17 protein-coding genes are annotated in these 21,649 nt (G+C 74.5%); 7 read left to right on the forward strand and 10 right to left on the reverse strand.

Translation table 11 applies throughout. The features are described 5' to 3' along the window. The first annotated feature begins 86 nt into the window (after positions 1-86). Positions 87-539 (forward strand): Lrp/AsnC family transcriptional regulator, encoded by a 453-nt coding sequence (locus ACZ6W9_RS14370; RefSeq protein WP_362945844.1) that lies wholly within the window; start codon positions 87-89, stop codon positions 537-539. On the opposite strand, the gene ACZ6W9_RS14375 is transcribed toward ACZ6W9_RS14370, so the two are convergent. From ACZ6W9_RS14375 to ACZ6W9_RS14395, 5 genes are all read right to left on the reverse strand, one after another. Beyond that, entirely contained in the window at positions 511-2,583 is a 2,073-nt protein-coding gene (locus ACZ6W9_RS14375) for a SpoIIE family protein phosphatase (protein ID WP_389963086.1), read from the reverse strand. The two genes, ACZ6W9_RS14370 and ACZ6W9_RS14375, sit on opposite strands and share 29 nt — an antisense overlap. A 191-nt stretch (positions 2,584-2,774) precedes the next feature. After that, a complete protein-coding gene (locus tag ACZ6W9_RS14380) occupies positions 2,775-3,611 on the reverse strand; it encodes a carbohydrate ABC transporter permease (RefSeq protein ID WP_362945849.1) in 837 nt (278 codons plus the stop codon). An 86-nt stretch (positions 3,612-3,697) separates the two neighbouring features. Beyond that, on the reverse strand, positions 3,698-4,804 hold the full coding sequence (locus ACZ6W9_RS14385; protein ID WP_362945851.1) for a carbohydrate ABC transporter permease: 1,107 nt from the start codon (positions 4,802-4,804) through the stop codon (positions 3,698-3,700). 88 nt (positions 4,805-4,892) lie between these two features. Next, entirely contained in the window at positions 4,893-6,146 is a 1,254-nt protein-coding gene (locus ACZ6W9_RS14390; protein WP_470118062.1) for a sugar ABC transporter substrate-binding protein, read from the reverse strand. A 133-nt stretch (positions 6,147-6,279) separates the two neighbouring features. Then, positions 6,280-7,473 carry a LacI family DNA-binding transcriptional regulator gene (locus tag ACZ6W9_RS14395; RefSeq protein WP_470118064.1) on the reverse strand — a complete coding sequence of 398 codons (1,194 nt, stop codon included), beginning with the start codon at positions 7,471-7,473 and terminating at the stop codon, positions 6,280-6,282. A gap of 146 nt (positions 7,474-7,619) precedes the next feature. Here ACZ6W9_RS14395 and ACZ6W9_RS14400 point away from each other — a divergent pair, with 146 nt between their 5' ends. Continuing rightward, positions 7,620-9,782, forward strand: a complete 2,163-nt coding sequence (locus ACZ6W9_RS14400) for a glycogen debranching N-terminal domain-containing protein (protein ID WP_470118066.1) — start codon at positions 7,620-7,622, stop codon at positions 9,780-9,782. On the opposite strand, the gene ACZ6W9_RS14405 is transcribed toward ACZ6W9_RS14400, so the two are convergent. Beyond that, a complete protein-coding gene (locus ACZ6W9_RS14405) occupies positions 9,775-12,456 on the reverse strand; it encodes an ATP-binding protein (RefSeq protein ID WP_470118068.1) in 2,682 nt (893 codons plus the stop codon). The genes ACZ6W9_RS14400 and ACZ6W9_RS14405 overlap by 8 nt on opposite strands. Before the next feature lie 145 nt (positions 12,457-12,601). On the opposite strand from ACZ6W9_RS14405, the gene ACZ6W9_RS14410 reads away from it, so the two are divergent. The 5 genes from ACZ6W9_RS14410 to ACZ6W9_RS14430 all read left to right on the forward strand — a co-directional run bounded on the left by ACZ6W9_RS14410 (position 12,602) and on the right by ACZ6W9_RS14430 (position 17,198). Further along, positions 12,602-13,690 (forward strand): alkene reductase, encoded by a 1,089-nt coding sequence (locus ACZ6W9_RS14410; protein ID WP_389963099.1) that lies wholly within the window; start codon positions 12,602-12,604, stop codon positions 13,688-13,690. 143 nt (positions 13,691-13,833) lie between these two features. Next, positions 13,834-14,988: an MFS transporter gene (locus tag ACZ6W9_RS14415; RefSeq protein ID WP_470118070.1), complete on the forward strand. Its 1,155-nt coding sequence runs from the start codon at positions 13,834-13,836 to the stop codon at positions 14,986-14,988. 136 nt (positions 14,989-15,124) lie between these two features. Continuing rightward, positions 15,125-16,081: an endonuclease/exonuclease/phosphatase family protein gene (locus ACZ6W9_RS14420; RefSeq protein WP_389963105.1), complete on the forward strand. Its 957-nt coding sequence runs from the start codon at positions 15,125-15,127 to the stop codon at positions 16,079-16,081. Between the two features lie 73 nt (positions 16,082-16,154). After that, on the forward strand, positions 16,155-16,739 hold the full coding sequence (locus ACZ6W9_RS14425) for a hemerythrin domain-containing protein (protein ID WP_470118072.1): 585 nt from the start codon (positions 16,155-16,157) through the stop codon (positions 16,737-16,739). 126 nt (positions 16,740-16,865) lie between these two features. After that, positions 16,866-17,198, forward strand: a complete 333-nt coding sequence (locus tag ACZ6W9_RS14430) for a hypothetical protein (RefSeq protein ID WP_389963110.1) — start codon at positions 16,866-16,868, stop codon at positions 17,196-17,198. Positions 17,199-17,292: 94 nt separating this feature from the next. Here ACZ6W9_RS14430 and ACZ6W9_RS14435 read toward each other — a convergent pair whose 3' ends face one another. The 4 genes from ACZ6W9_RS14435 to edd all read right to left on the reverse strand — a co-directional run bounded on the left by ACZ6W9_RS14435 (position 17,293) and on the right by edd (position 21,589). Continuing rightward, entirely contained in the window at positions 17,293-17,553 is a 261-nt protein-coding gene (locus ACZ6W9_RS14435) for a hypothetical protein (RefSeq protein ID WP_470118074.1), read from the reverse strand. A 552-nt stretch (positions 17,554-18,105) separates the two neighbouring features. After that, positions 18,106-18,717 carry a bifunctional 4-hydroxy-2-oxoglutarate aldolase/2-dehydro-3-deoxy-phosphogluconate aldolase gene (eda, locus tag ACZ6W9_RS14440; RefSeq protein ID WP_470118076.1) on the reverse strand — a complete coding sequence of 204 codons (612 nt, stop codon included), beginning with the start codon at positions 18,715-18,717 and terminating at the stop codon, positions 18,106-18,108. After that, a complete protein-coding gene (locus ACZ6W9_RS14445) occupies positions 18,714-19,706 on the reverse strand; it encodes a glucokinase (protein WP_470118077.1) in 993 nt (330 codons plus the stop codon). Before ACZ6W9_RS14445 ends, eda begins: the two co-directional genes overlap by 4 nt. Beyond that, on the reverse strand, positions 19,703-21,589 hold the full coding sequence (gene edd, locus ACZ6W9_RS14450) for a phosphogluconate dehydratase (RefSeq protein ID WP_389963117.1): 1,887 nt from the start codon (positions 21,587-21,589) through the stop codon (positions 19,703-19,705). The genes ACZ6W9_RS14445 and edd overlap by 4 nt, the downstream gene beginning before the upstream one ends. Between the last annotated feature and the right edge of the window lie 60 nt (positions 21,590-21,649).

Raw genomic sequence — 21,649 nt, forward strand, 5'->3', positions numbered from 1 at the left:
TGAGGGTGCGGCAAGGCTATGCCAGGCTACGGCGCACGCGATGTCAAGATTTATGCCGGATTGCTGGTCGATTAATATTTATTGCCATGGATGTCACCGATCGAGCAATTCTCAGCCTTCTCCAGCGGGAGGGGCGGCTCAGCAACCAGGAACTGGCCGAACGGGTGCGGCTGACCCCCTCCCCGTGCCTGCGCCGGGTCCGCAACCTGGAGGAGTCGGGAGTGATCAGCGGTTACCGCGCCGTTCTCGACCCGGCGGCCGTCGGGCGCGGTTTCCAGGTCCTGGCCTACGTGGAACTGGAGGGCCAGGACGCCGAGACCGTCACGGCGTTCGAGAACGCGGTCATGGAGATCGAGGACGTGGTGGAGTGCCTGCGCATGTTCGGCCGCCCGGACTACGTGCTGCGCGTCGCCGTACCGGACATGGACGCCTACAGCCAGCTCTGCCTGGAACGGCTGGGCCGCCTGCCCGGCCTGGACAAGCTCACCTCTCAGATCGCGATGAAGGCCCTCAAACCGGGTGGGCTTCTCCCGCTATGAGGGGATTCCGCAGCGCGATCATGGCGATGTCGTCGTCCCCGCCGGTCACCAGCCGGGCCAGCAGCTCGTCGCAGAGGGCGTCCAGCGGCTCGCGGACGAGCGACACGGCGTGGTCCCGCAGCCGGTTCAGCCCGGTCCCGAGATCCTCGCCGCGGCGTTCGACCAGGCCGTCGGTGTAGAGCAGGAGCGTGGCGCCCGGGTGCAGCGCCTCGACGGCGCTGTGGCGCGGCAGGTCCTTCGCGACGCCCAGCAGGGGGCAGCGCGCCTCGTCCAGGAAGCGTCCCTGGCCGTCCGGGGTGAGCAGCAGCGGTGGCGGGTGACCCGCCACCGAGTAGTTGAGCCGCCACAGGCCGGCCTCCGCCCGCTCGGCTCGCGCCAGCACGCAGGTGGCCGTCTGGTCCCGGCACAGCAGCTCCATGACCTTGTCCAGCCGCCGCAGCACCTCCTCGGGCGGCTCCTCGCGGTCCACGGCCAGCCCCCTGAGCATGGTGCGGATCTGGCCCATGGTCACGGCCGCGGGCAGGTCGTGGCCGGCGACGTCGCCGATCGTCAGCACGGGCGTGCCGTCGCCCAGCACGAAGCAGTCGTACCAGTCGCCGCCGACCGCCGCGGCCGCCGGGCTAGGCCGGTAGCGGGCCACGATGCGCAGGCCGGGGACGGACGGCGGCTCGGCCAGCAGGCTGCGCTGCAGGGCGAGCGCCACCCGCTGGGTGCGCTGGAACTCCATGGCGCCGCTGAGCGCGTCGTGCGCGTGGTCGAGCATCTGCCCGATCAGGGTCACGTCGGCCTCGCTGATCGCCGGGCGGTCCCCGCAGGTGGCGACGGTCACCAGCGCCGCCACGAACCCGTCGACGACGACCGGGACGAGCGCCGCGCTGGTGGCCCGGACGGTGATCAGCCACCTGATGCCGCCCGGCGGCAGCTGCAGGTCCGGCGGCGGCTTGCCCCGGGGGAACTCCCGGCGCACGACGTGGCGGCGGCGCACCGCCCGCACCAGCGCGCTCTCCGGGCCGAGCGTCACCTCGTACCCGGTCTGCAGTCCGGGCAGGCCCGGCCGTACGGCGCCGGCCACGTGCCGGAAGGCGAGCGGGGGTCCCACCGGCCGGTCCGGCGACTCCGGCAGCAGGTAGATGCCGCACACGTCGGCCAGCTCCGGCACGATCACGTGCGCCAGCGCCGAGAGCATCTCCTCCAGGCGCGTGACGTCCGCGGTGGCCGCCGAGGCGCGGCCCAGCAGCTCGCGGCACCTCTCCTGCTGCCACTGCTGCTCGATGTCGGCGCAGGTGCCGACCCACTCGACCACGCGGTCGTCCTCGTGCACCGGCACGGCCCGCGCGCTGAAGTGCCGGTAGCCGCCGTCGGCCAGCCGGAGCCGGTGGACGTGCTCCCACAGCGGGAACACCTCCCCGACCGCCTTGGCCCACGACTCGGCGGTCTCGGCCCGGTCGTCGGGGTGGACGGCGTCGAGCCATCCGTCGCCCTGGAACTCCTCCCACGTCTGGCCGGTCACCTTCTGCCACCCCGGGCTCGGCTCGATGACACCGCCGTCGGCCCCGGCCACCCAGAGCATCTGGGTGCCGACCCGCCCCAGGTTGCGGTAGCGCCGCAGCAGGCGGCGCCGCTCCTCCGACAGGGCGTCGATCCAGCGCGAGGCGATGACCTGCTCGGTCACCTCCACGGACACCTGCAGCACCCCGCGCTCGCCGCCACCGAGGCAGATCTCCGACATGCTGAAGTTGAAGAAGCGCTCCTGCGGGCCGCCGCCGGCGAAGGACATGGTGGCCCGGCCCTCGACGATGTTCACCGGCTGCCCGTCCCGCATGACCCGGTCCAGCATCGAGATGTAGGAGTCGCGCTCGACCAGGTCGGCGAACGCCTCGCGTGCGGGGACGCCGAACGGTCTGTCGCCGAAGGCCGACCGGTAGGCGGCGTTGGTGTACATCAGGCGGTGGTCCGGGCCCCTGCTGACCGATACCCCGACCGGAGCCGGGTCGAAGATGTCCAGGGCCAGGCCGCTGAAGATGTCGATCCGGGCGTCCTTCATCCCATGCTCTCCCGATGGGGACAGCGGCATGCGCTCGTCGCATGCCCGCAATTCCCCTTTTTGTCGTGTACGCGCATGGGGCAATCATCTATCCACGCAGGTCAGGACGGGGAAAAGGGAGAGTATGGTACGCCTTGCGTACCGGGATCGGCCCCGCCGCAGGAGCCGTCCCCGGCACGACCCGGAAGACGTCAGCCCTTGTCCGCCCCCTCGTTGGCCCCCCGGACGAAGTACCGCTGGAAGATCACGAAGATGACCGCGACCGGGATCGTGGCCAGCACCGCCGCTCCCAGCTTGAGCGGGTACTGCATGCCGCTGCCCAGTGACCCCGACACCAGGTCGGCCAGCCCGCGGGGCAGCGTGAACAGCTCCGGGCTCTGCACCGCCACCAGACTGTGCGGCAGCTCGTTCCACGTGCCCTGGAACGACAGGATGGCCAGCGTGAGCAGCGCCGGCCTGGCCATCGGCAGCACGACGGACCAGAACGCGCGGAACACCCCGGCGCCGTCGATGCGCGCGGCCTCCTCCACGCTGACCGGGATCGACTCGAAGAACTGCTTCATGATGAAGACCCCGGCCGCGTCGGCGACCATCGGAACGATCAGCGCGGCGTAACCGTCGTACATCCCCAGCTGGTTGAGCACCAGGAACTTCGGGATGAACAGCACCACGCCCGGCACCGCCATCACCGCGAGCACCGCCGAGAACAGGGCCCGCCGTCCCCGGAAGCGGAGCCGGGACAGCGCGTAGCCGGCCAGCGAGTCCAGGAACACCCGCCCCACGGTGACGGCGACCGTCACCAGCACCGAGTTGCCCAGCCACAGCGGCATGTCGGTGCCGAGGAACACCTTCTCGTACCCGGCGAGCGACAGAGGTGAGGGCACCGGCGACAGTGGGTCGGCCGTCGCGCCGGCCTCGGTCTTGAGCGAGCCGGCGACCTGGATGACGAACGGGTACAGGAACACCAGCGCGAAGAACACCAGGATCGCGTAGCCCGCGAACAGCGAGGCCGCCGACCGCGCCTCCACGGGTCCGCCTCTCCTCCGGAGCCGCGCCGCCCCGGAGGGCGGCCGGGCGGGCGCCCGCCGGGGCGCCCGAGAATCCGCCGCGGTCGTCATGTCGAGGACCTCCTCGTTCGCGCCGTGCGGCGGTCGCGTGGCCGGGCGTCCCGGTCGCGCATCACCCACCGCTGGATGAGGCTCAGCACCACGATGACGGCGAAGAGCACGAAGGAGATCGCCGCGCCCGGGCCGTAGTCGAAGCTGCGGAAGGCCGTCTGGTAGGACAGGTAGGCCGGGGTCAGCGTGGTCTTGGCCGGGCTGCCCTGGCTCATCACGTAGATCTGGTCGAAGACCTGCCAGGTGGCGATCAGCCCGAGCGTCAGCACCAGGAACAGCGTCGGCTTCAGCAGCGGCAGCGTCACGTACCGCAGGCGCTGCCACCGGCCGGCTCCGTCGAGCATGCTCGCCTCCTCCAGCGACACCGGGACGTCCTGGAGCGCGGCGAGGAACATCAGCATGAACGTGCCGGACGTGGTCCACACGACCAGGATGATGATCGTGCACATCGCCACGCTGGGTCCCGACAGCCACTCCCACCACGACAGCCCGAGCGGGCCGTCGCCGGTCAGCGCCGCCGGTGGCGCGTCCGGATCGGCCAGGCCCACGGCGCCGAGCAGCAGATGCAGCACCCCCCGCGAGTCGGCGAACCACTGCGGGCCGTCCACGCCGAACAGCCCGAGCAGCCGGTTGACCGCGCCGGAGCCGGCGAAGACGAACAGGAACACCACACCGATCGCCACCGAGCTGGTCACCGACGGGAAGAAGAACGCGGTGCGGAAGAACGTCCGGCCCTTCAGCAGCCTGCCGTTGACGACCAGGGCGAGGCCGAGGGCCAGCACGGTCTGCGCCGGCACGACGATCGCCACGTAGTAGAGGTTGTTGCGGACGCTGGTCATGAAGTCCCGGCGGGTCAGGCCGTCCTCGGTGAACAGCCGGGCGTAGTTGTCCAGGCCCACGAACGGCACCCCGTCGCGGAACGGGCTTCCCTGGCCGTTCCAGTCGGTCAGGCTCACCCACATCGCCATCAGGATCGGCACGAGCATGAACAGCCCGAGGATCACCACCACCGGCGCGACGAACAGCCAGCCGGCGATGTTCTCCCTGGCGGCGTCGCTCAGCCGGAACCCGCGGCGGCCCGCGCGGATCGCGGTGTCGGCCACGTCGCCCTCCTTCCATCCTTCCATCCGGACGGCCCCGGCCTCTTCGCACGGGGGCCGGGACCGTCCGTCCTCTCGGGTCCGGTCAGGGTCAGTCGCCGAGCGCGGCCTGGGTGTTCCGCTGCAGCTGCTGCAGGATCGTCCTGGGCGGCGTGGAGTCGATCTTCTGCAGGCCGGTGTCGAAGTCGGCCAGCACGCTCTCCACCTTCGGGGCGTTCACCGGGCCGTGGGCGTGGTCGGCGCCCGCCACGAACGGGGCGTCGGCGGGGAACTCCTTGACATAGGCGTCCCTGGCCGACTGCCGGGAGGGCATGACGCCGAAGGCGCGGGCGAAGGCCATCTGCTGGTCGGCCTTGGTCATCGCCTCGACGAAGTCGATCGCCGCGTCCTTGTGCCTGCTCTTGGCCGCGACGCCCCAGCAGGTGGTGAACGACAGGGTGCCCTTGCCCGCGGGACCGGCGGGCAGCTCGTGCACCGAGTACTTCAGGTCGGGGAAGTCGGCCTTGAGCGCGCCCTTGAGCCAGTTGCCCTCGATGGCCATCGCGGCCTTGCCCTTGCCGAACGCCTCACCGGCCCAGCCGGAGTCCAGGCGCTTGGGGAACACCGCCAGCTTGTCCCTCACCAGCTTCCGCACGTACTCCAGCGCCGCGAGGTTCTGCGGGGTGTCGGCGGTGGCCTGCCTGCCGTCGGGGCTGGTGATCCAGCCGCCGGCCTGCACCATGAAGGCGCCGATCCGGTCGCGGCTGTCGCCGAGGGCCAGCGGGACGATCCCCTTCGCCTTGAGTTTCTCGCTCACCGCGGTCAGCTCGTCCCAGCTGGTCGGCACGTCGTCCTCCGACAGCCCTGCCTTCTTCCACAGCTCCTCGTTGACCGTCAGCGCCAGGGTGGAGAAGTCCTTGGGCACGCAGTAGAGCTTCCCGTCGTAGGTGAAGGCGGTGCGGAGGCTCTCGTAGAAGTCGCCGGGCTCGGAGATCCTGTCCCCGTACGGTTCCAGCGCGCCGACGCTGGCGTAGTCGGCGAACCGGACCGCGTCGACGTAGAAGACGTCCGGCGGGTCGCCGGCCGCGAACGCCTGGCCGAGCTGCTGGGACAGCTCCTGGGCGGGCGTCACCGTCGCCGTGTTGCCGCTGGCCTTGGCCCAGGCGTCCGCCGCCTGGCGCACCGCGTTCGTCTCGGCGTCGCCGGAGGAGCCGATGAGCACCTGCAGAGCGGCGGGTCCGGCGCTCTGCGGCGCCGCCGCGCCGCCGGGCTTGTCGTCGAAACCGCTGCCACAGGCCGCCGAGGTGAGGAGGGCGCCGCAGGCGGCCAGGCCGAGGGCCGCCGCGCGGAGGTTGCTGCGTTTCATCGCGTTCCCTGATCGTCGTTGAGAGGGGTCGGGGGGTGTCGGTGGTTCGGTGGTTCGGTGGTTCGGTGGGGAGGGCGGGCCTCCACGGAGGGGACCCCGCGGGGCCGCGAGGCTCCGCGGGGGGCCGCGGGGGTCAGGTGGACCCGCGCACCACCAGGGCGGGGCGCAGCAGGATCTGACGTGGTGATCCCGTGGAGGCCCCCGCCTCCCCGCGGCCCGCGGCGCCGGTTCCGATGCCGACGCCGGCACCGGCGCCGCCCGCCGTACGGCCCGGCGCGGCGCTCACGGCGTCGGCCGCCGTACGACCCGGTGCGGCGCTCACGGCGTCGCCCGCCGTACGGCCCGCCGGGTCCTCGCCGTCGAGGAGCCCGGTGAGCAGCGCGACGCAGCTCGCCGCGGCCTCGGCCAGCGGCTGGCTGACGCTGGTCAGCCCCACCGCCCTGGCCACCGGCGTGTCGTCGAAGCCGACGACCGCGACCGGCCGGTCCGGCCGGACCGCCCGGTCTGCGCCCTGGCCGTCGCCGGGGGAGCGGGCGGCGTGCAGCGCGCCGAGGGCGAGCGAGTCGCTCACGCAGACCAGCGCGGTCACCGGGTCGCCGCCGCCCAGCAGGTCGCGGGCCAGCGCCTCGCCGGCGGCCACGCCGTCGTCGGTCGCGCGGTCCAGGCCCGCGGGATCGACTCCCGCCGCGGCGAGGGTCCGCGCCCAGCCGGCCCGGCGGTCGTCGCCGACGCCGGAGCCGGCCGGCCAGCCGATGAACCCGATCCGCCGGTGCCCGGCGTCGAGGAGGCGGCGGGTCGCCTCGGCGGTCCCGGCGGCGCCGTCCACGTCCACCCAGGCGTGGCCGGACCCCTCCGGCACGCCCCACGGGCGGCCGAAGGTCACGAAGGGCAGCCGCCGCTCGGCCAGCCAGGAGGTGCGGGCGTCGCCGTGGTGGGTGCTGGTGAGCACGAAGGCGTCGGGCTCGTAGGCGCCCAGCAGGTCGTCGATGGTGGCGATCTCCGAGGAGTCGTCCTCGGCGGTGTAGAGCAGCACCCGGTAACCCGCCGCGGCGGCCGACTCGGTGAGCCCGTGCAGGAAGCGGTCGTAGACGGTGCCGTTGATGCCGTCGTGGGACGGTTCGATGCGCGTGGCGATCAGCCGGGACCTGCCGGTGCGCATCTGCCGCGCGGCCTGGCTGGCGCGGTACCCCAGCGTCTCGACGGCCTCCAGCACCCGCCGCCGTGTCTCCTCGCGGACGACCTCCGGGGTGTTGAGCACGTTCGACACCGTCTGGCGGGACACCTTCGCGTGCCGCGCCACGTCGGTGATCGTCACTTTTTGCGTCATTTGCACCTTGCTGGGGTTTGAACGTTCAAAGGGGGATACGGCATGATTGGATCGTTCAAGTAAAGGAATTGCATCGCAATGTGCACCCCCGGCGCCGTTCTGTCAAGACCGTGCCGGCCCCCACCCCGACCCCCGAGGGATCACCAGTGCTTGCCGAAGCCACATCCGACCCGGCGGACGGCGCCCCCGCGACGACCGGACGGGACCCCCACCTGCAGCCGCTGCTCCACGACCTCGTCAGCGTCGTGCTGGCGCCGACGACCGCGCTGGGCGGCGCCGACGGGCAGATCCGCCCCGCCGGGGTGCAGGGACTCTTCCACGCCGACTCCCGGGCGCTGTCACAGGTCGTGCTGAAGGTGGACGGCCGGGAACCGGAGGCCGTCGGCCACGCCCCGGGCGGCCCCGGCGGCGCGCGGTTCGTCTCCCTGGCGCGGTGGCTGGGCGACCCCGGCCCCGACCCCACCGTCCGGATCGACCGCGTCCGCCGCGTCACGCCGGGCCGCATGGACGAGGAGATCGAGGTCGTCTCCACCGCCGCGGCCCCGGTGACCGCCGCCGTCACCCTGGAACTGGGCTGCGACTTCGCGCCGATCGAGACGGTGAAGTCGGGCGGCTCCGGCACCCCGGCGACGGCCGAGGACGGCGCGCCCGGCGAGCTGACCTGGCGCTCCGGGAACATCCGGGTCACCGTGACCGGCCGGGACGCCGACGCCGGCCGGGACACTGACACCGACGCCGCGGCCGGGCCCGGTGGTGCGGCGCGGCTGAGCTGGCGGGTCGAGCTGCCCCCGCGCGGGCGGGCCGTACTGCGCTGGAACGTCGCGATCGACGACCCCGGCGCCGTCGTGGCCGCCCCCCGCCGCCCCGTCGAGTGGTCCAGGCCCGAGGTCGAGGCCGCCGACCACCGGCTGCCCCGCCTGCTGGAACAGTCGCTCGACGACCTGGCCTCCCTGCGGCTGACCGAGACCGGCGCCCCCGACGACACCTTCCTCGGCGCGGGCGTGCCGTGGTTCCTGACCCTCTTCGGCCGCGACAGCCTGTGGGCCGCCCGCATGCTCCTGCCGCTCGGCACCGACCTCGCCGCCGGAACCCTGCGGATCCTCGCCCGCCGCCAGGGCGTGCGGACCGACCCGGCCTCCGGCGAGGCGCCCGGGAAGATCATGCACGAGCTGCGCCGCCACGAGTCCGTGTTCCCCGAGCACGGCATGCGGCTGCCCCCCGCCTACTACGGCACCGTCGACGCCACCCCGCTGTGGATCAGCCTGCTCCACGACGCCTGGCGCTGGGGCATGCCCGGGGAACAGGTCGCGGCGCTGCTGCCCAACCTGGAGGCCGCGCTGGGCTGGCTCGCCGACCACGCCGACCCCGACGGCGACGGCTTCGTCGAATACGTCGACGAGAGTTCCCGCGGGCTGGCCAACCAGGGGTGGAAGGACTCCGGGGACGCCGTGCGGTTCCACGACGGCCGGACGGCCCCGCCCCCCATCGCCCTGGCCGAGGTGCAGGGCTACGTCTGCGAGGCCGCCCGGCACGCCGCGGCCCTGCTGGAGGCGTTCGGACGGCCGGGCGCCGACCGCTGGCGCGACCACGCGGGCCGCCTCGCCGAACGGTTCCGCGCCCGGTTCTGGGTGGACGGCCCGCACGGCCGCATCCCCGCCCTCGCCCTCGACCGCGACAAACGGCCGGTGGACGCCCTCACCAGCAACATCGGCCACCTCCTCGGCACCGGCCTGCTCTCCGAGGCCGAGTCGGCGCACGTCGCCGGGCTGCTGACCTCGCCCGCCATGGCGAGCGGCTTCGGGCTGCGCACGATGTCGTCGCGGGACGGCGGGTTCAGCCCGATGTCGTACCACTGCGGGTCCGTCTGGACGCACGACACCGCGATCGTCATCTCCGGCCTGGCGCGCGCCGGGTTCGGGGCCCAGGCGGGAGAGCTGGCCAGGGGCCTGCTGACCGCCGGGGAGTCGTTCGGCTACCGCCTGCCGGAGCTGTTCGCCGGGGACGACAGCCGGGTGGCCGGCCGTCCCGTGCCCTACCCGGCGGCCTGCCGCCCACAGGCGTGGTCGGCCGCCGCCGCGGTCGTGATCGCGCACGCCGCCGTGGGCCTCTACCCGGACGTGCCGGCCGGCCGCGTACTGCTGCGCCCCCTCGCCGGGACGCCGTTCGGCGCGGTGTCGGTGCGGGGGCTCCGGGTGGCCGGGCACGAGGTGGGCGTCGCGGTCGGCCCGGACGGCTCCGTCACCGTGGACGGCCTCCCGGACGGCTTCGTCACCGTGGACGGTCTCCCGGCCGGGACGGACCTCAGGTGAGGCCGAGCCGGGCCAGCTCGCGGCGGGACCGGACACCGAGCTTGCGGTAGGCCCGGTAGAGGTGGTGCTCCACGGTGCGCGGGCTGAGGAACAGGTGGGCGGCGATCTCCCGGCTCGTGCCGCCGTCCATCGCCAGCCGTACGACCTGGAGCTCCTGGGGGGTGAGCCGCTCCAGGGGGTCGGCGGCCGCCGGCCGGGCGGCCACGACGGACTCCCCGGTCGCCCTCAGCTCCGCCTCCGCGCGCGCCTGCCACGGCGCGGCCCGCAGCCGCTCGAAGGTTCGCAGCGCCGCGCGCAGCGGATCGCGGGCGTCGCTGCGACGGAGGGCCCGGCGCAGCCACTCGCCGTACGCCAGCTCGGTGCGCGCCTGCTCGAAGGGCCGGTCCGCGCGCCGGTGCGCCGCGAGGGCGCGGAGGTAGTCGTCCTCGTCGTCGCCGAGCAGCGCCCGGCAGCGGGCGCTGACCGCCTCCGCCCAGGGCTGCCCCCCGGCGCGCGCCCAGGCCTCCAGGCGGCGCAGCGGCTCCTCGGCCCGTTCCGGCAGGCCCAGCCGTACGGCCGCCTCGACCTGCTCGGCTCCGGCCGTGACCAGCCCCGTCAGGTGGCGCAGCGGTCCCTTCTCGGCGGCCTCCAGGCGCTCCAGCACCCGCTCGTGGCGTCCGAGCCCGAGGTCGAGCAGGCAGAGCGCGGCGAGGCCGGTCATGCCGCCGGCGTCGGCCGGGTCGCCGGCCAGCCGGACGCAGCGTTCCTCGTCGCCCTCGATGGCCGCCACCCTGGCCAGCACCGCGTGCAGCCGCGTCACCCGCCGGTGCATCCCGGTGTCGCACGCGAGCCGGACGGCCTCCGCGACGAATGCCTCGGCGTCGCGGTGCCGGCCGGCCTGGACCCGCACCCCGGCCAGATCCTGCAGCACCTGGGGCAGTGCCCCCACCAGGCCCTGCTCGCGCAGCCGCGCAGCCTCGGCGGTCGCCAGGGCCGAGGCGGTGTCGTCGTCGGCGAGGACCATGGCGCAGAAGGCGGCCCACCGCGCGGTCGCGTCCTCCGGCGGCGTGATGGCGTCCTCAGGGGGCGTGTCCGGCGTCCGGGCGGCGGGCCCGGGTGACGCCTGGGCGACGAACCGCCGCAGCAGCGGCAGGCCACGCGCGTAGTCGTCGTCGACCAGACGCGCCAGCCCCTGGACCATGGGGTCCTGCCCGCCCATGCCGGCCAGCAGCGCGTCCGCCCTCCGGATCACCTCCGCCTCGCCGCAGAGCCACGCGTACCCGGCCGCCGTGCGCAGCATGGGCGTCACCCGCGCCGGGTCCGCGGCGGCGGCCCGCTCCACCAGGACGCGGGCGGCCCGCCCGCCCTCTCCCCGTTCGAACTCCACCGCCGCCCGTGTCCCGGCCAGCGCGGCCAGGGAGGCGGGGTCGCCCGCGGTCTCCTCGGCCCGCCGGACCAGATCCGCGGCGTGGCCGGCGTGGCCGGACAGGAGCGCCGGCGACGCCGCCCGCGCCAGCCGGGCGGCCCGGTCGGACGGGCTCGGGGTGAAGGCCGCGGCCTGCTCCCACAACCCGGCGGCGGCGGCGAAGGCGGCCCGGTCGCGGGCCCGTCCGGCGGCGGCGCTCAGGTCCGCCGCCAGGTCCTCGTCCGGGGAGGTGGCGGCCGCGGCCCGGTGCCGGACCCGGCAGTCGTCGTCGGTGGCCGCGTCCGCCAGCACCCAGTGCACGGTGATCCGCTCCGCCAGGGGCGCGTCCTGGTAGGCGGCGGTGCGGATCAGGGGATGACGGAAGGCGATGGCGGTGGCGCTCACCTCGACCAGCCGGGCCTCCTCGGCCTCAGCCAGGTCCTCCGGCCCCACCCCCAGCGCCGCGGCGGCGCGCAGCAGCATGGGCAGGTCGCCGCGGCCCTCGGCGGCGGCCGTCAGCATCATCAGCCGGGTCCTCCCCGGCAGCAGGGCGATGCGCGAGCGGAAGGAGGAGAGCACCCGGTCGGCGACCGGCATCGGGCCGGCCGCCGTGTGGTAGGGCCGGCGTCCGGCGGAGAACTCCAGCAGCGCCAGCGGGTTCCCATCGGATTCGGCGATCACCTGATCCCGTTCCGCGGGCGGCAGGCCCCGATGTTCCAGCAGGCGGGCCGCGTCCTCCCGCGACAGCCTGGACGGCCGGACCTCCGGCAGACCGGGGGCGGCGAAACCCTCCTCCCGCGCGGCGAACAGCAGTGCGGCCCTCTCGTCCGTGAGACGCCGGGCGGCGAACAGCAACGCGTCGGCGGTGGCCTGGTCCAGCCAGTGCGCGTCGTCGACCAGGCAGAGCACCGGTCCGTCGCCGGCCAGACGGGCCAGCAGCGTCATCACGGCCAGCCCGGACAGGAACCTGTCCTGCCCGGCCGGGCCGCCCGAGCCGAGCACCGCGCGCAGCGCGTCCGCCTGCGGCGCGGGCAGGGCGCCGAACTGGTCCTGGACCGGCCAGAGCAGCTGCACGAGCCCGGCGAAGGCGAGATCGGCCTCCGGCTCGACGCCGGCGGCCCGCAGCACCCGCACATCGGAGCCGGCGCAGTACGCGGCGGCCCGGTCCAGCAGCGCCGACTTGCCGATGCCGGCCTCGCCGCGCAGGACGAGGCCGCCGCTCTGGCCGGCACGCGCCGCCTCGACGAGCTTCTCGACCGCGGCCTGCTCACTCGCCCTGCCGTACAGCAACGACCATGCCTTTCGCTCCGGGGAGCAGACGGCCGGGATACGTAGGCGATCCCAGTAGCCCAGTACCGCAACCTTACCGATTCGGCCGGTGAGGGCCCGTTCGTAGCCTCGTCACACCGAACGAGCTCATGACACGGAGGGTGACATGAACGAACTGCTCACACCGGTCACCAGTGGCGCGCTGGATCTCCCCAACCGTCTGGTCATGGCGCCCATGACACGGAACCGGGCGCCGGGCGGGCTGGTCGGCGGACACACCGCCGAGTACTACGCCCAGCGCGCCGGCGCCGGCCTGATCATCACCGAGGGAACCCAGCCGTGCGTGATCGGCCAGGGTTATCTCGACACCCCGGGCCTGCACTCGCCCGGGCAGGCGGCGGCCTGGCGTCTGGTGACGGACGCGGTGCACCGGCGAGGCGGCCGCATCGCGGTCCAGATCATGCATTCCGGGCGGATCGGTCATCCCCGCCTGTATCCGGGGGGTGAGCTCCCCCTCGCGCCGTCCGCGATCCGCTCCGGGGAGTGGCTCCACACCCCCGAAGGGCTGCTCGAACACCCGATCCCGCGGGAGATGACCCCGGCCGACATCGACCGGGCCGTCGAGGAGTTCGCGGCCTCGGCCCGGCTGGCGATGGACGCGGGCTTCGACGCGGTCGAACTGCACGCCGCCAGCGGCTACCTGATCCACCAGTTCCTGTCGGACAACACCAACCGGCGCACCGACGCCTACGGGGGTTCGGTCTTGAACCGGATCAGGTTCGCCGTGGAGGTCGTGCGGGCCGTCAGCGCCGCCGTCGGCCCGGACCGCACCGGCGTCCGCGTCTCTCCCGGCATCGCCTACAACGGCATGAACGAGAGCGACACGGAGATCCTCTACGCGGAGCTGACCCGCGCGCTCGCGCCGTTCGGACTGGCCTACCTGCACGTCTCGGAGAACGACACGCGTGACGTGACCAAGATCATTCGATCGGAGTGGCCCGGCGCCCTCATCCTCAACCCGCACCCGTGGAGCGGTGACGAGCCCGCGACCCCCGCCGACGGGATCGAGGCGCTGCGCTCCGGGCTGGCCGACGCGATCTCCTTCGGCAGGCTGTGGCTGGCCAACCCCGACCTGCCCGCGCGGATCGCCAGGGGCGGCCCGTACAACGAGGCCGACCGGGCGACCTTCTACGGCGGCGACCACCGCGGCTACACCGACTACCCGTCGCTGCCCGCGCCCGGGGAGGGGGAATGAGCGTCCCGTCGTCTTCTCCCGGAGCCGCCCCCGGCGGCGTTCCGTCCCCTCCTTCCGGAGCCGCCCCTTGCGGCGTCCCGTCTCCTCCTCCCGCGGCCGCCCGCGGCGGCGTCCCGCGGGGGGCGGCGCCGCCGGCGCGCCGGATGCCGACGGCGTGGCCGGCGCTGCTGGCGGGGCCGCTCTCCTTCGGCATCGCCGGGCCCAGCCTCATCCTGCCGGACGCGGCCCGCGACCTAGGGCTGAGCCTCGGCGCGGTGACCTGGATCGTCACCGCGTTCGGCTGGGCCATCGCGATCGGCACCCCGCTGACGGCGGGCCTGCAGAGTCACCGGGGAGTACGGCGGGCGCTGCTCGCCTGCGCCGCATCGGTGGCCTTGGGCGCGGCGCTCGTGGCGGCCGGGCCGTCGCTGCCGGTACTGGTCCTGGGCAGCGTGGCCCAGGGGCTCGGCACGGCGGGGTTCACCACGATCGCCATGAGCCTCACCCGTTCGGCGCGCTCGATGGGGTTGGTCACGGCCTCGCTGGCGACGGCGGGCGCCACCGCCCCGCTGGTCGCCGACCTGGTCGCGGGGGCGCTGTCCTGGCGGGCGGCCCTGGCGTTGCCCGCGCTGAGCCTGCTGGCCGTGCCGGGCGTGCTGCGGCACCGCCCGGCGGACCCGGCACCCGGCGCGCCCTTCGACCTCCGGGGGGCGGCGCTGCTGACGGCACTGGTCACGGCGCTGGTGTTCATCCCCCACTCGTGGCCGGTGGCCGGGGCCGCCACCGTGGCCGCCTGCGGGCTCCTGGCGTCGCACCTGCGCGCCAGGCCCGACGGGTTCGTGCCCGCGTCCGTCGTCCGCGCTCCGGTGTTCCTCCTGGTGTCCGGGCTGGCGTTCCTGCTGGCCGCGATCAACTTCGGAATGATCTACCTCCTGCCCGCCCTGCTGGCCGGGCGGGCAGGCTGGACCAGCGGCGCGGTGGGGCCGGCCATCCTGTGGCCGCTGCTGTTCGGCGGGCTGGTCTCGTACGGGGTGATCGCCGCCACCGCGAAGGCGCCCGTGAAGGTCGTCGCCGTGCTGTTCCCCGGGCTGGCGGCGGCCGGGGCGGTGCTGGCGGGCATCGGTGCCTCACCGGCCGTCCTCCTCGTCGCGCAGGCGCTCACCTCCCTCGCCGCCGCGTCCGGGCAGGGCGCGTTCGCGGCACGCGCCGCCACGGCGGTGCCCGACGGCGCGCGGGCGACGGCGATGGGCCAGTTCAACCTCTGCTACCTGCTGGGCGCCGCGTTCGGCCCCGCCATCGCGGCCGCCCTCACCGGCTGACCGGCTGACCGGCGGTCCGGCGGTGACCGGTGCGAAGTCCACCGCGACCGGCCCGGTCCGTGATGAACTTGTCTCCCGGATCCGGTGCCGCCGGGCCGGAGAACCGCACCGGCAGGGGGAGAGGGACGTCGTCACCATGTCGCCATGGACGCGGGGCGGGCCGGCCGCGGGCGTGGGCGTCCTGGTGTCCCTGCTCATCGCGGGGCACGGGCTGCTGCCCGGCTGGCGGGGGCTGGGCAACGTCGTCGACAGCGCCCTGCCCTGGTTCGGGCTGGCGGCGCCGCTCCTCGTCCTGGCCGCGCTCGCCCGGCGGTCGTGGGCCGCGCTGGCCGGGGCCCTGGCCGTGGCCGTGACCTGGGCGGCGGCCTTCGGGCCCGCCTTCCTCCGCGCCCCCGGCGCCGGGCCGCGGGACCTGCGGGTGGTCCAGCAGAACGTCGACTACTTCAACCCCGGCCTGGCCCGCACCGCCGCCGCCCTGCGGGACACCGGCCCGGACGTCCTCGTGGTCGCCGAGCTGCGCGACGACCCCGTGCTGCGCAACGGGACGGTCCACCCCGGCTTCGCCCGGCTGATCGACCCCGTCCTGCCCTACCGCTTCCCCGACAACCCCGGCGTGGCGGTGTGGAGCAGATACCCCTTCTACGGCCGCCCGCAGCCCGTACCGGGCGTGGTGCGCTCCCGGCACGCCGTCCTCCGTACGCCGTGGGGGGATGTGAGCCTCTACGCCGTCCACATCACCTCCTTCCGCCTGGAGTCGTCCGTCATCGCCCGCCGCAACGCGGAGATGGCGGCGCTGGCCCGCGCGGTCGCGGCCGACCCCAGCCCCCGGGTCATCGTCGCCGGAGACCTGAACACCGCCGCCACCGACCGCGCGCTGCGCCCGCTCGCCGCGACCGTCACGCCCGCGGCGGAGGAGGCGGGCACCGGCCTGCAGCTCACCTGGCCCGCGGCGCTGCCGCTGGTCCGCCTGGACCACGTGCTCATCCGCGGGTTCACGGCCGTCGGCAGCCGGGTGCTGCCGCCGACGGGCGGCGACCACCGCGCGATCCTGGCCGACCTTCGCCTCACCCCGCCCGCGCGGCCCTCTCCCTGACCGTGTCTTTCCGCGTTTCGCGCGGTGAGTCCGGGCAGCCCGGGTAGGCAGCACGTGGACGGAGGGAGAGAACATGGGCGACCACCAGCCGGTTCCCGAGCTGATGACCGAGAACGACGTCGTGGACCTGCTGCTGCGGCAGCACTCCATGATCAGGGAGATGTTCGACGAGGTGGAGAGGGCGCCGGCCGGCCGGCGGGCCGAGGCGTTCCGTTCGCTGGTGCGGCTGCTGGCCGTGCACGAGACGGCGGAGGAGGAGATCGTCCACCTCTACGCCCGTCTCAAGCTCGCCGGCGGCGACGCGGTGGTGGACGACCGCCTGAAGGAGGAGAACGAGGCCAAGCGGCTCCTCATGCGGATGGAGGAGGCGGGGGTGGAGGACCCGCGGTTCCTCACCGACCTGGCATCGCTGCGCGGGGCCGTGCTCGCCCACGCGGAGAACGAGGAGCGCCACGAGTTCGCCGCGCTGCGCGCCCGCACCAGCGAGGCCGAGCGGCGGGCGATGGCGGCCGGGGTGAAGGCCGCCCAGGCGATGGCGCCTACCCACCCGCACGCGGGGGTGGAGTCGGCGACGAAGAACCTGCTGCTGGGCACCCCCCTGGCCGTCATGGACCGGGTCCGCGACGTGATCCGCGACGCCATGGGCGGGAAGGGCTGACCCGGCGGCTCATCGGGCCCGTGCCCGGCGCCGTTTCCGGCTATGTGGGAAACGCCAGTTACGGACACCGGCGACTGGGCACGGCTCAGCGGTGACGGGGAAGAAGCGATACGCGAGGAGAGCGCCGTGAGCGAGGAGACGAACGAGGAAGAGCGCGCCCGGCGGCGCGAGGAGGAACTGCGCAAGTACCGGGGGACGCCCTTCGATCCCGATCTGCACGACATGGGCGGCGACATCGGCCCGGCGTCGATGGGGGAGACCAGTGCCCGGCCCGCCGAACGTGACGACGACGAGGAACCCCGGCGCGGCCCCGACGCCCCGAGGGAGACAGGGAGCGTCGACGCCGACCTGGAATGGAAGTCCTCCGACCGGGAGGACCCGGACGGCGGCCTGGGCGGGACCGACGCCGACGACGGCGGCTACCTCCCCGGCGAGGGGACGGGCCGCCCGCCCGGCTGAGCGCGGAGCCGCCGCCCGGCGCGGCCGTACGGCGGGCGCCGCGCCCGTGCGCCCGCAGGGAGCCCGGGGTCGACGCTCTGCGGGCACAGCGTCTTCACCGCCGTCCCTCCCCGTCCGCCCGCCGGGTGACGGCATCGGAGACCTCGCCGGTCACGGCCGGACGGTCCGTGCCGGTCCGGTCCGGCTGCGGCACCTCGCCGGTCTCGACGAGCGACTCGGCGTCGACGGCGACCCGGTTCCACCGCTCGGCCGCCTCGCGGTCCCGGGCCGGACCGGCCTGCTCGCGCCACCTGAGCCAGCTGCCCACTCCGATGCCCAGCCCGGCGGCCACAGCGCCCATAACCATGCGTTTCACGTTTTCCCTCCCATAACAGACAGTCGTTGGAGGGGGTTACCCGCTCTCGTCCGGCGGACGACCGGGACCCCGAGTACTTGACCGGAAGCTGAGGATTCCTGACCGGTGGATGCCCTGCCCAGGTGGGTCGCCGCCTCACCCGGCGCACGGAACGGCACCCGTCCCGCCCCAGGCGGGAACGGGAAAAAGAGCGGAAAACGGGCACGCGCCCGGCGATCGCCCGCGTGCCCGGGTGACGGGAGAGAGAAGCGGGGCGGGAAAGGAGCGGCCCGCGACCGCCGGGTGGGCGGTCGCGGGCCTCGATCCCATGAGAGGCGCACCGGGTCACGGTGCCTCATGGCCCGTACGCGGACCAGGGAGGGCGGTCCACGCGGGTCCTGTGCGCCGGGCCTCTCGGCCCGGCGAGCCGGTGCGGGCCCGGCCGTACGGCGTCGCGGCCGGGCGGAGCCGGTCCGGCCCGGCCGGGTTCGGTCCGGCTAGGTCCGGCTAGGTCCGGTTCGGTTCGGTTCGGTCCGGTTCGGTTCGGGGCTCCGCCGGGCGCCGGCCGTACGGCTAGCGGAGCGCGGCGGCCTCGGCGGCGAGCTTCTCGATCCGGGCGTAGTCACCGGCCGCCAGCGCGTCGGCCGGGGTGAGCCAGGTCCCGCCCACGCACCCGACGTTGGCCAGCGCCAGATACTCCGGCGCGGTCTGGAGCCTGATCCCGCCCGTCGGGCAGAACCGCACCTCGGGCAGCGGCCCGCCCAGCGACTTCAGGTACGGCACGCCGCCGGCCGCCTCGGCCGGGAAGAACTTCATCTCCGTCAGCCCGCGCTCGGCCAGCGCCATGACCTCCGAGGAGGTCGCCGCACCCGGAAGGAACGGGATGCCGCCCTCCTCCATGGCGTCCAGGAGCCTCGGGGTGCTCCCCGGGCTGACCAGGAACCTGGCCCCGGCCTTCACCGAGGCCGTCACGTCGGCGGGGGTGCGGACGGTGCCCGCCCCGACGACCGCCTCGGGCACCTCGGCGGCGATCCGCGCGATGGCCTCCAGCGCGCAGGCCGTACGGAGGGTCACCTCGATGGCGGGCAGACCGCCCGCCGCCAGGGCCCGCGCCAGGGGGACCGCGGTCTCCGGGTCGTCGATCACGACGACCGGGATCACCGGGGCGATGTCCAGCAGGCTCATGCGTACTCCAACTTCGATGGCTTCGACGGGTTCGGCGACTTCGGCGCGGCGGCCAGACGCTGGCCCAGCCACGCCGCGGCCCCGAGCAGCGCGGGCTGCGGGGCGACGATCAGCGAGGTGGCGATGCCCGAAAGATAGCCGCTCATGGTGGGGGCCGCCTCGAACCGGCGGCGGAAGTCACTGACGCGGACCCGCTCCACGATGCGCGGCAGCACCCCTCCGCCCAGGTAGACGCCGCCGCGGGCGCCCAGGGTCAGCGCGACGTTCCCGGCGAAGGTGCCGAGCATCCCGCAGAAGACCTCGACGGTCTCCGCGCACAGCGAGTCGTCCATCCGGGCCACGATGTCCGAGGCGGCCAGCCGCGGCGCCCGCACGCCGCGCACCAGCGCGATGGCGTGGTGCAGCCGGGTCAGCCCCGGCCCCGACAGCAGGTGCTCGGCCACCACCTGGCCCGTCCCCTCGGCGCGCAGCGCCCGGACGATCTCGTGGTCGCGCTCGTCCAGGACCGGCACGGTGACGTGACCGCCCTCGCCGGGGACCGGCACCCAGCCCTCGGCCGCGGGCACCAGGCCCGCCACGCCGAGACCCGTCCCCGGCCCCAGCACGACCTTGACGCCGTGCCCGGGGGCGGGACCGCCCAGGCCGACGAGCTCCGCGGCCGGCAGGTGCGGCAGGGACGCGGCCAGCGCCTCGAAGTCGTTGACCAGCTCGACGTGCGCGATGCCCAGGTCGCGGACCGACCCGGCCCAACCGGCGTTGGTGAGCCGGTAGCGGTCGCCCTCGACCGGTCCGGCGATCGCGACGCACGCCGCCTCCGGCCGGACCCCGCCCGCGTGCCCGGCCAGGTAGGCGGCCACGGCCTCGGGGAGCCCCGCGTGGTCGGCGACGGCGAGCACGGCCACCGAGCCCGGTCCCCGCCCCGGTTCGGTGACCAGGCCGAACCGGGCGTTGGTGCCGCCGACGTCGGCGACGAGCCAGGGGAGGTTCACCGGGCGTCCCCGGGCGACACGACGGTGCCGTCGGCGAGGCTCTCGGCGCGGCCGTTCAGGGCGAAGATCCCGGCGCCGCGCTCGGCGGGGCCGGCCGTACGGCGGAATGCGGCGAACAGCTCGCGGCCGGTGCCGACCCACTGGGCGTCGCTGAGCGGGGCGCCCTGCGGTGTGCGGGCGGCCAGCTCCCCGGCGGGCACCAGCAGCTCCAGGGTGCCCGCGGCCGAGTCCAGGCGGATCGGGTCGCCGTCGCGAACGAGCGCGATCGGCCCGCCCTGGGCGGCCTCGGGCGACAGGTGGATGGCGGCCGGGACCTTGCCCGACGCGCCGGACATGCGGCCGTCGGTGACGATCGCCACCCGCTGCCCGCGGTCCAGCAGCACCGCCAGCGGCGGGGTGAGCTTGTGCAGCTCCGGCATGCCGTTCGCGCTGGGCCCCTGGTAGCGGATGACCGCGACGAAGTCCTGCCCGTCCAGCTCGCCCGCCTCGAAGGCGCGCAGCAGGTCGAGCTGGTCGTCGAAGACCTTCGCGGGCGCCTCGACGACGAGGTGCTCGTCCTTGACCGCCGAGACCTTGCTGACCGCGCGGCCCAGGTTGCCGTCGAGCATGTGGATGCCGCCGTCGGGGGAGAACGCCTCGGCGACCGGCCGCAGCACGTCGGGGTCGGTGCTGCCCTCGGTGCGCTCCTCCCAGACCAGCTCGCCGTCCTTGAGCACGGGGGCCGAGCGGTAGTGGTCCAGCCCGTGCCCCGCGATCGTCAGCACGTCGCGGTGGAGCAGCCCGGCGTCCAGCAGCTCGCCGATGAGCACCTGCATGCCGCCGGCGGCCTGGAAGTGGTTCACGTCGGCCTGACCGTTGGGGTACATGCGGGTCAGCAGCGGCACCGCCTTCGACAGGGCGGCCAGGTCGTCCCAGAGCAGCTCGATGCCGGCCGCCGCGGCGATCGCGACGAGGTGCATGGTGTGGTTGGTCGAGCCGCCGGTGGCCAGCAGCGCCACGCAGGCGTTGACGATCGCCTTCTCGTCGACGACCCGGCCCACGGGGGTGTACTCGGCGCCGTGCGCGGTCAGCGCCACCGCCCGCCGCCCGGCCGCCTCGGTCAGCGCCTGGCGCAGCTCGGTGCGGGGGTTGACGAAGGTCGTGCCCGGCAGGTGCAGGCCCATGACCTCGATCATGACCTGGTTGGAGTTGGCGGTGCCGTAGAAGGTGCAGGTGCCGGGGGAGTGGTACGACTTCGCCTCGGCGTCCAGCAGCTCGTCCTTGCCGACCTTGCCCTCGGCGAACAGCTGCCGGGTGCGCGCCTTGACCTTGTTGGGCAGACCGGAGCCCATCGGCCCCGCCGGGACGAACACCGCCGGCAGGTGGCCGAAGTGCAGCGCGCCGATCAGCAGGCCCGGCACGATCTTGTCGCAGACGCCCAGCATGAGGGAGGCGTCGAACATGTCGTGGGACAGCGCGATCGCCGTGGCCATCGCGATGACCTCGCGGCTGTAGAGCGACAGCTCCATGCCGGGACGGCCCTGGGTGATGCCGTCGCACATGGCGGGCACGCCGCCGGCGAACTGTGCGACGCCGCCCGCCGTACGGACGGCCGCCTTGAGGATCGCCGGGTAGGTCTCGTACGGCTGGTGCGCCGACAGCATGTCGTTGTAGCTCGACACGATCGCCACGCCCGGCTTGACCGAGGCCCGCAGGTCGAGCTTGTCGGCCCCGGGGGCGGCGGCGAAGCCGTGGGCCAGGTTGGCGCAGCCCAGCGAGGAGCGGGCCGGGCCGCGGCGGCGGGCCGCCTCGGCCTCGGCGTCGAGCCGCGCCAGGTAGGCGGTACGGCTGGCGCGGCTGCGCTCGATCAGGCGGTCGGTGATCTCCTGGATGACGGGGTTCACCCGGCCTCCTTCGTCGTCGTCGGGTCGGTGGTCGGTGCGGTCGGTCGCAGAGTTCACAGG

It is taken from the genome of Streptosporangium sp. NPDC053982 (genome assembly GCF_055585205.1).

What these genes read in the sequence shown, in the direction of transcription:
- ACZ6W9_RS14420 (WP_389963105.1), top strand. Translation starts at nt 15,125, where the DNA reads ATGTCGCCATGGACGCGGGGCGGGCCGGCCGCGGGCGTGGGCGTCCTG.
- ACZ6W9_RS14425 (WP_470118072.1), top strand. Translation starts at nt 16,155, where the DNA reads ATGGGCGACCACCAGCCGGTTCCCGAGCTGATGACCGAGAACGACGTC.
- ACZ6W9_RS14370 (WP_362945844.1), top strand. Translation starts at nt 87, where the DNA reads ATGGATGTCACCGATCGAGCAATTCTCAGCCTTCTCCAGCGGGAGGGG.
- ACZ6W9_RS14410 (WP_389963099.1), top strand. Translation starts at nt 12,602, where the DNA reads ATGAACGAACTGCTCACACCGGTCACCAGTGGCGCGCTGGATCTCCCC.
- ACZ6W9_RS14415 (WP_470118070.1), top strand. Translation starts at nt 13,834, where the DNA reads ATGCCGACGGCGTGGCCGGCGCTGCTGGCGGGGCCGCTCTCCTTCGGC.
- eda (WP_470118076.1), bottom strand. Translation starts at nt 18,717, where the DNA reads ATGAGCCTGCTGGACATCGCCCCGGTGATCCCGGTCGTCGTGATCGAC.
- ACZ6W9_RS14390 (WP_470118062.1), bottom strand. Translation starts at nt 6,146, where the DNA reads ATGAAACGCAGCAACCTCCGCGCGGCGGCCCTCGGCCTGGCCGCCTGC.
- ACZ6W9_RS14395 (WP_470118064.1), bottom strand. Translation starts at nt 7,473, where the DNA reads ATGACGCAAAAAGTGACGATCACCGACGTGGCGCGGCACGCGAAGGTG.
- ACZ6W9_RS14375 (WP_389963086.1), bottom strand. Translation starts at nt 2,583, where the DNA reads ATGAAGGACGCCCGGATCGACATCTTCAGCGGCCTGGCCCTGGACATC.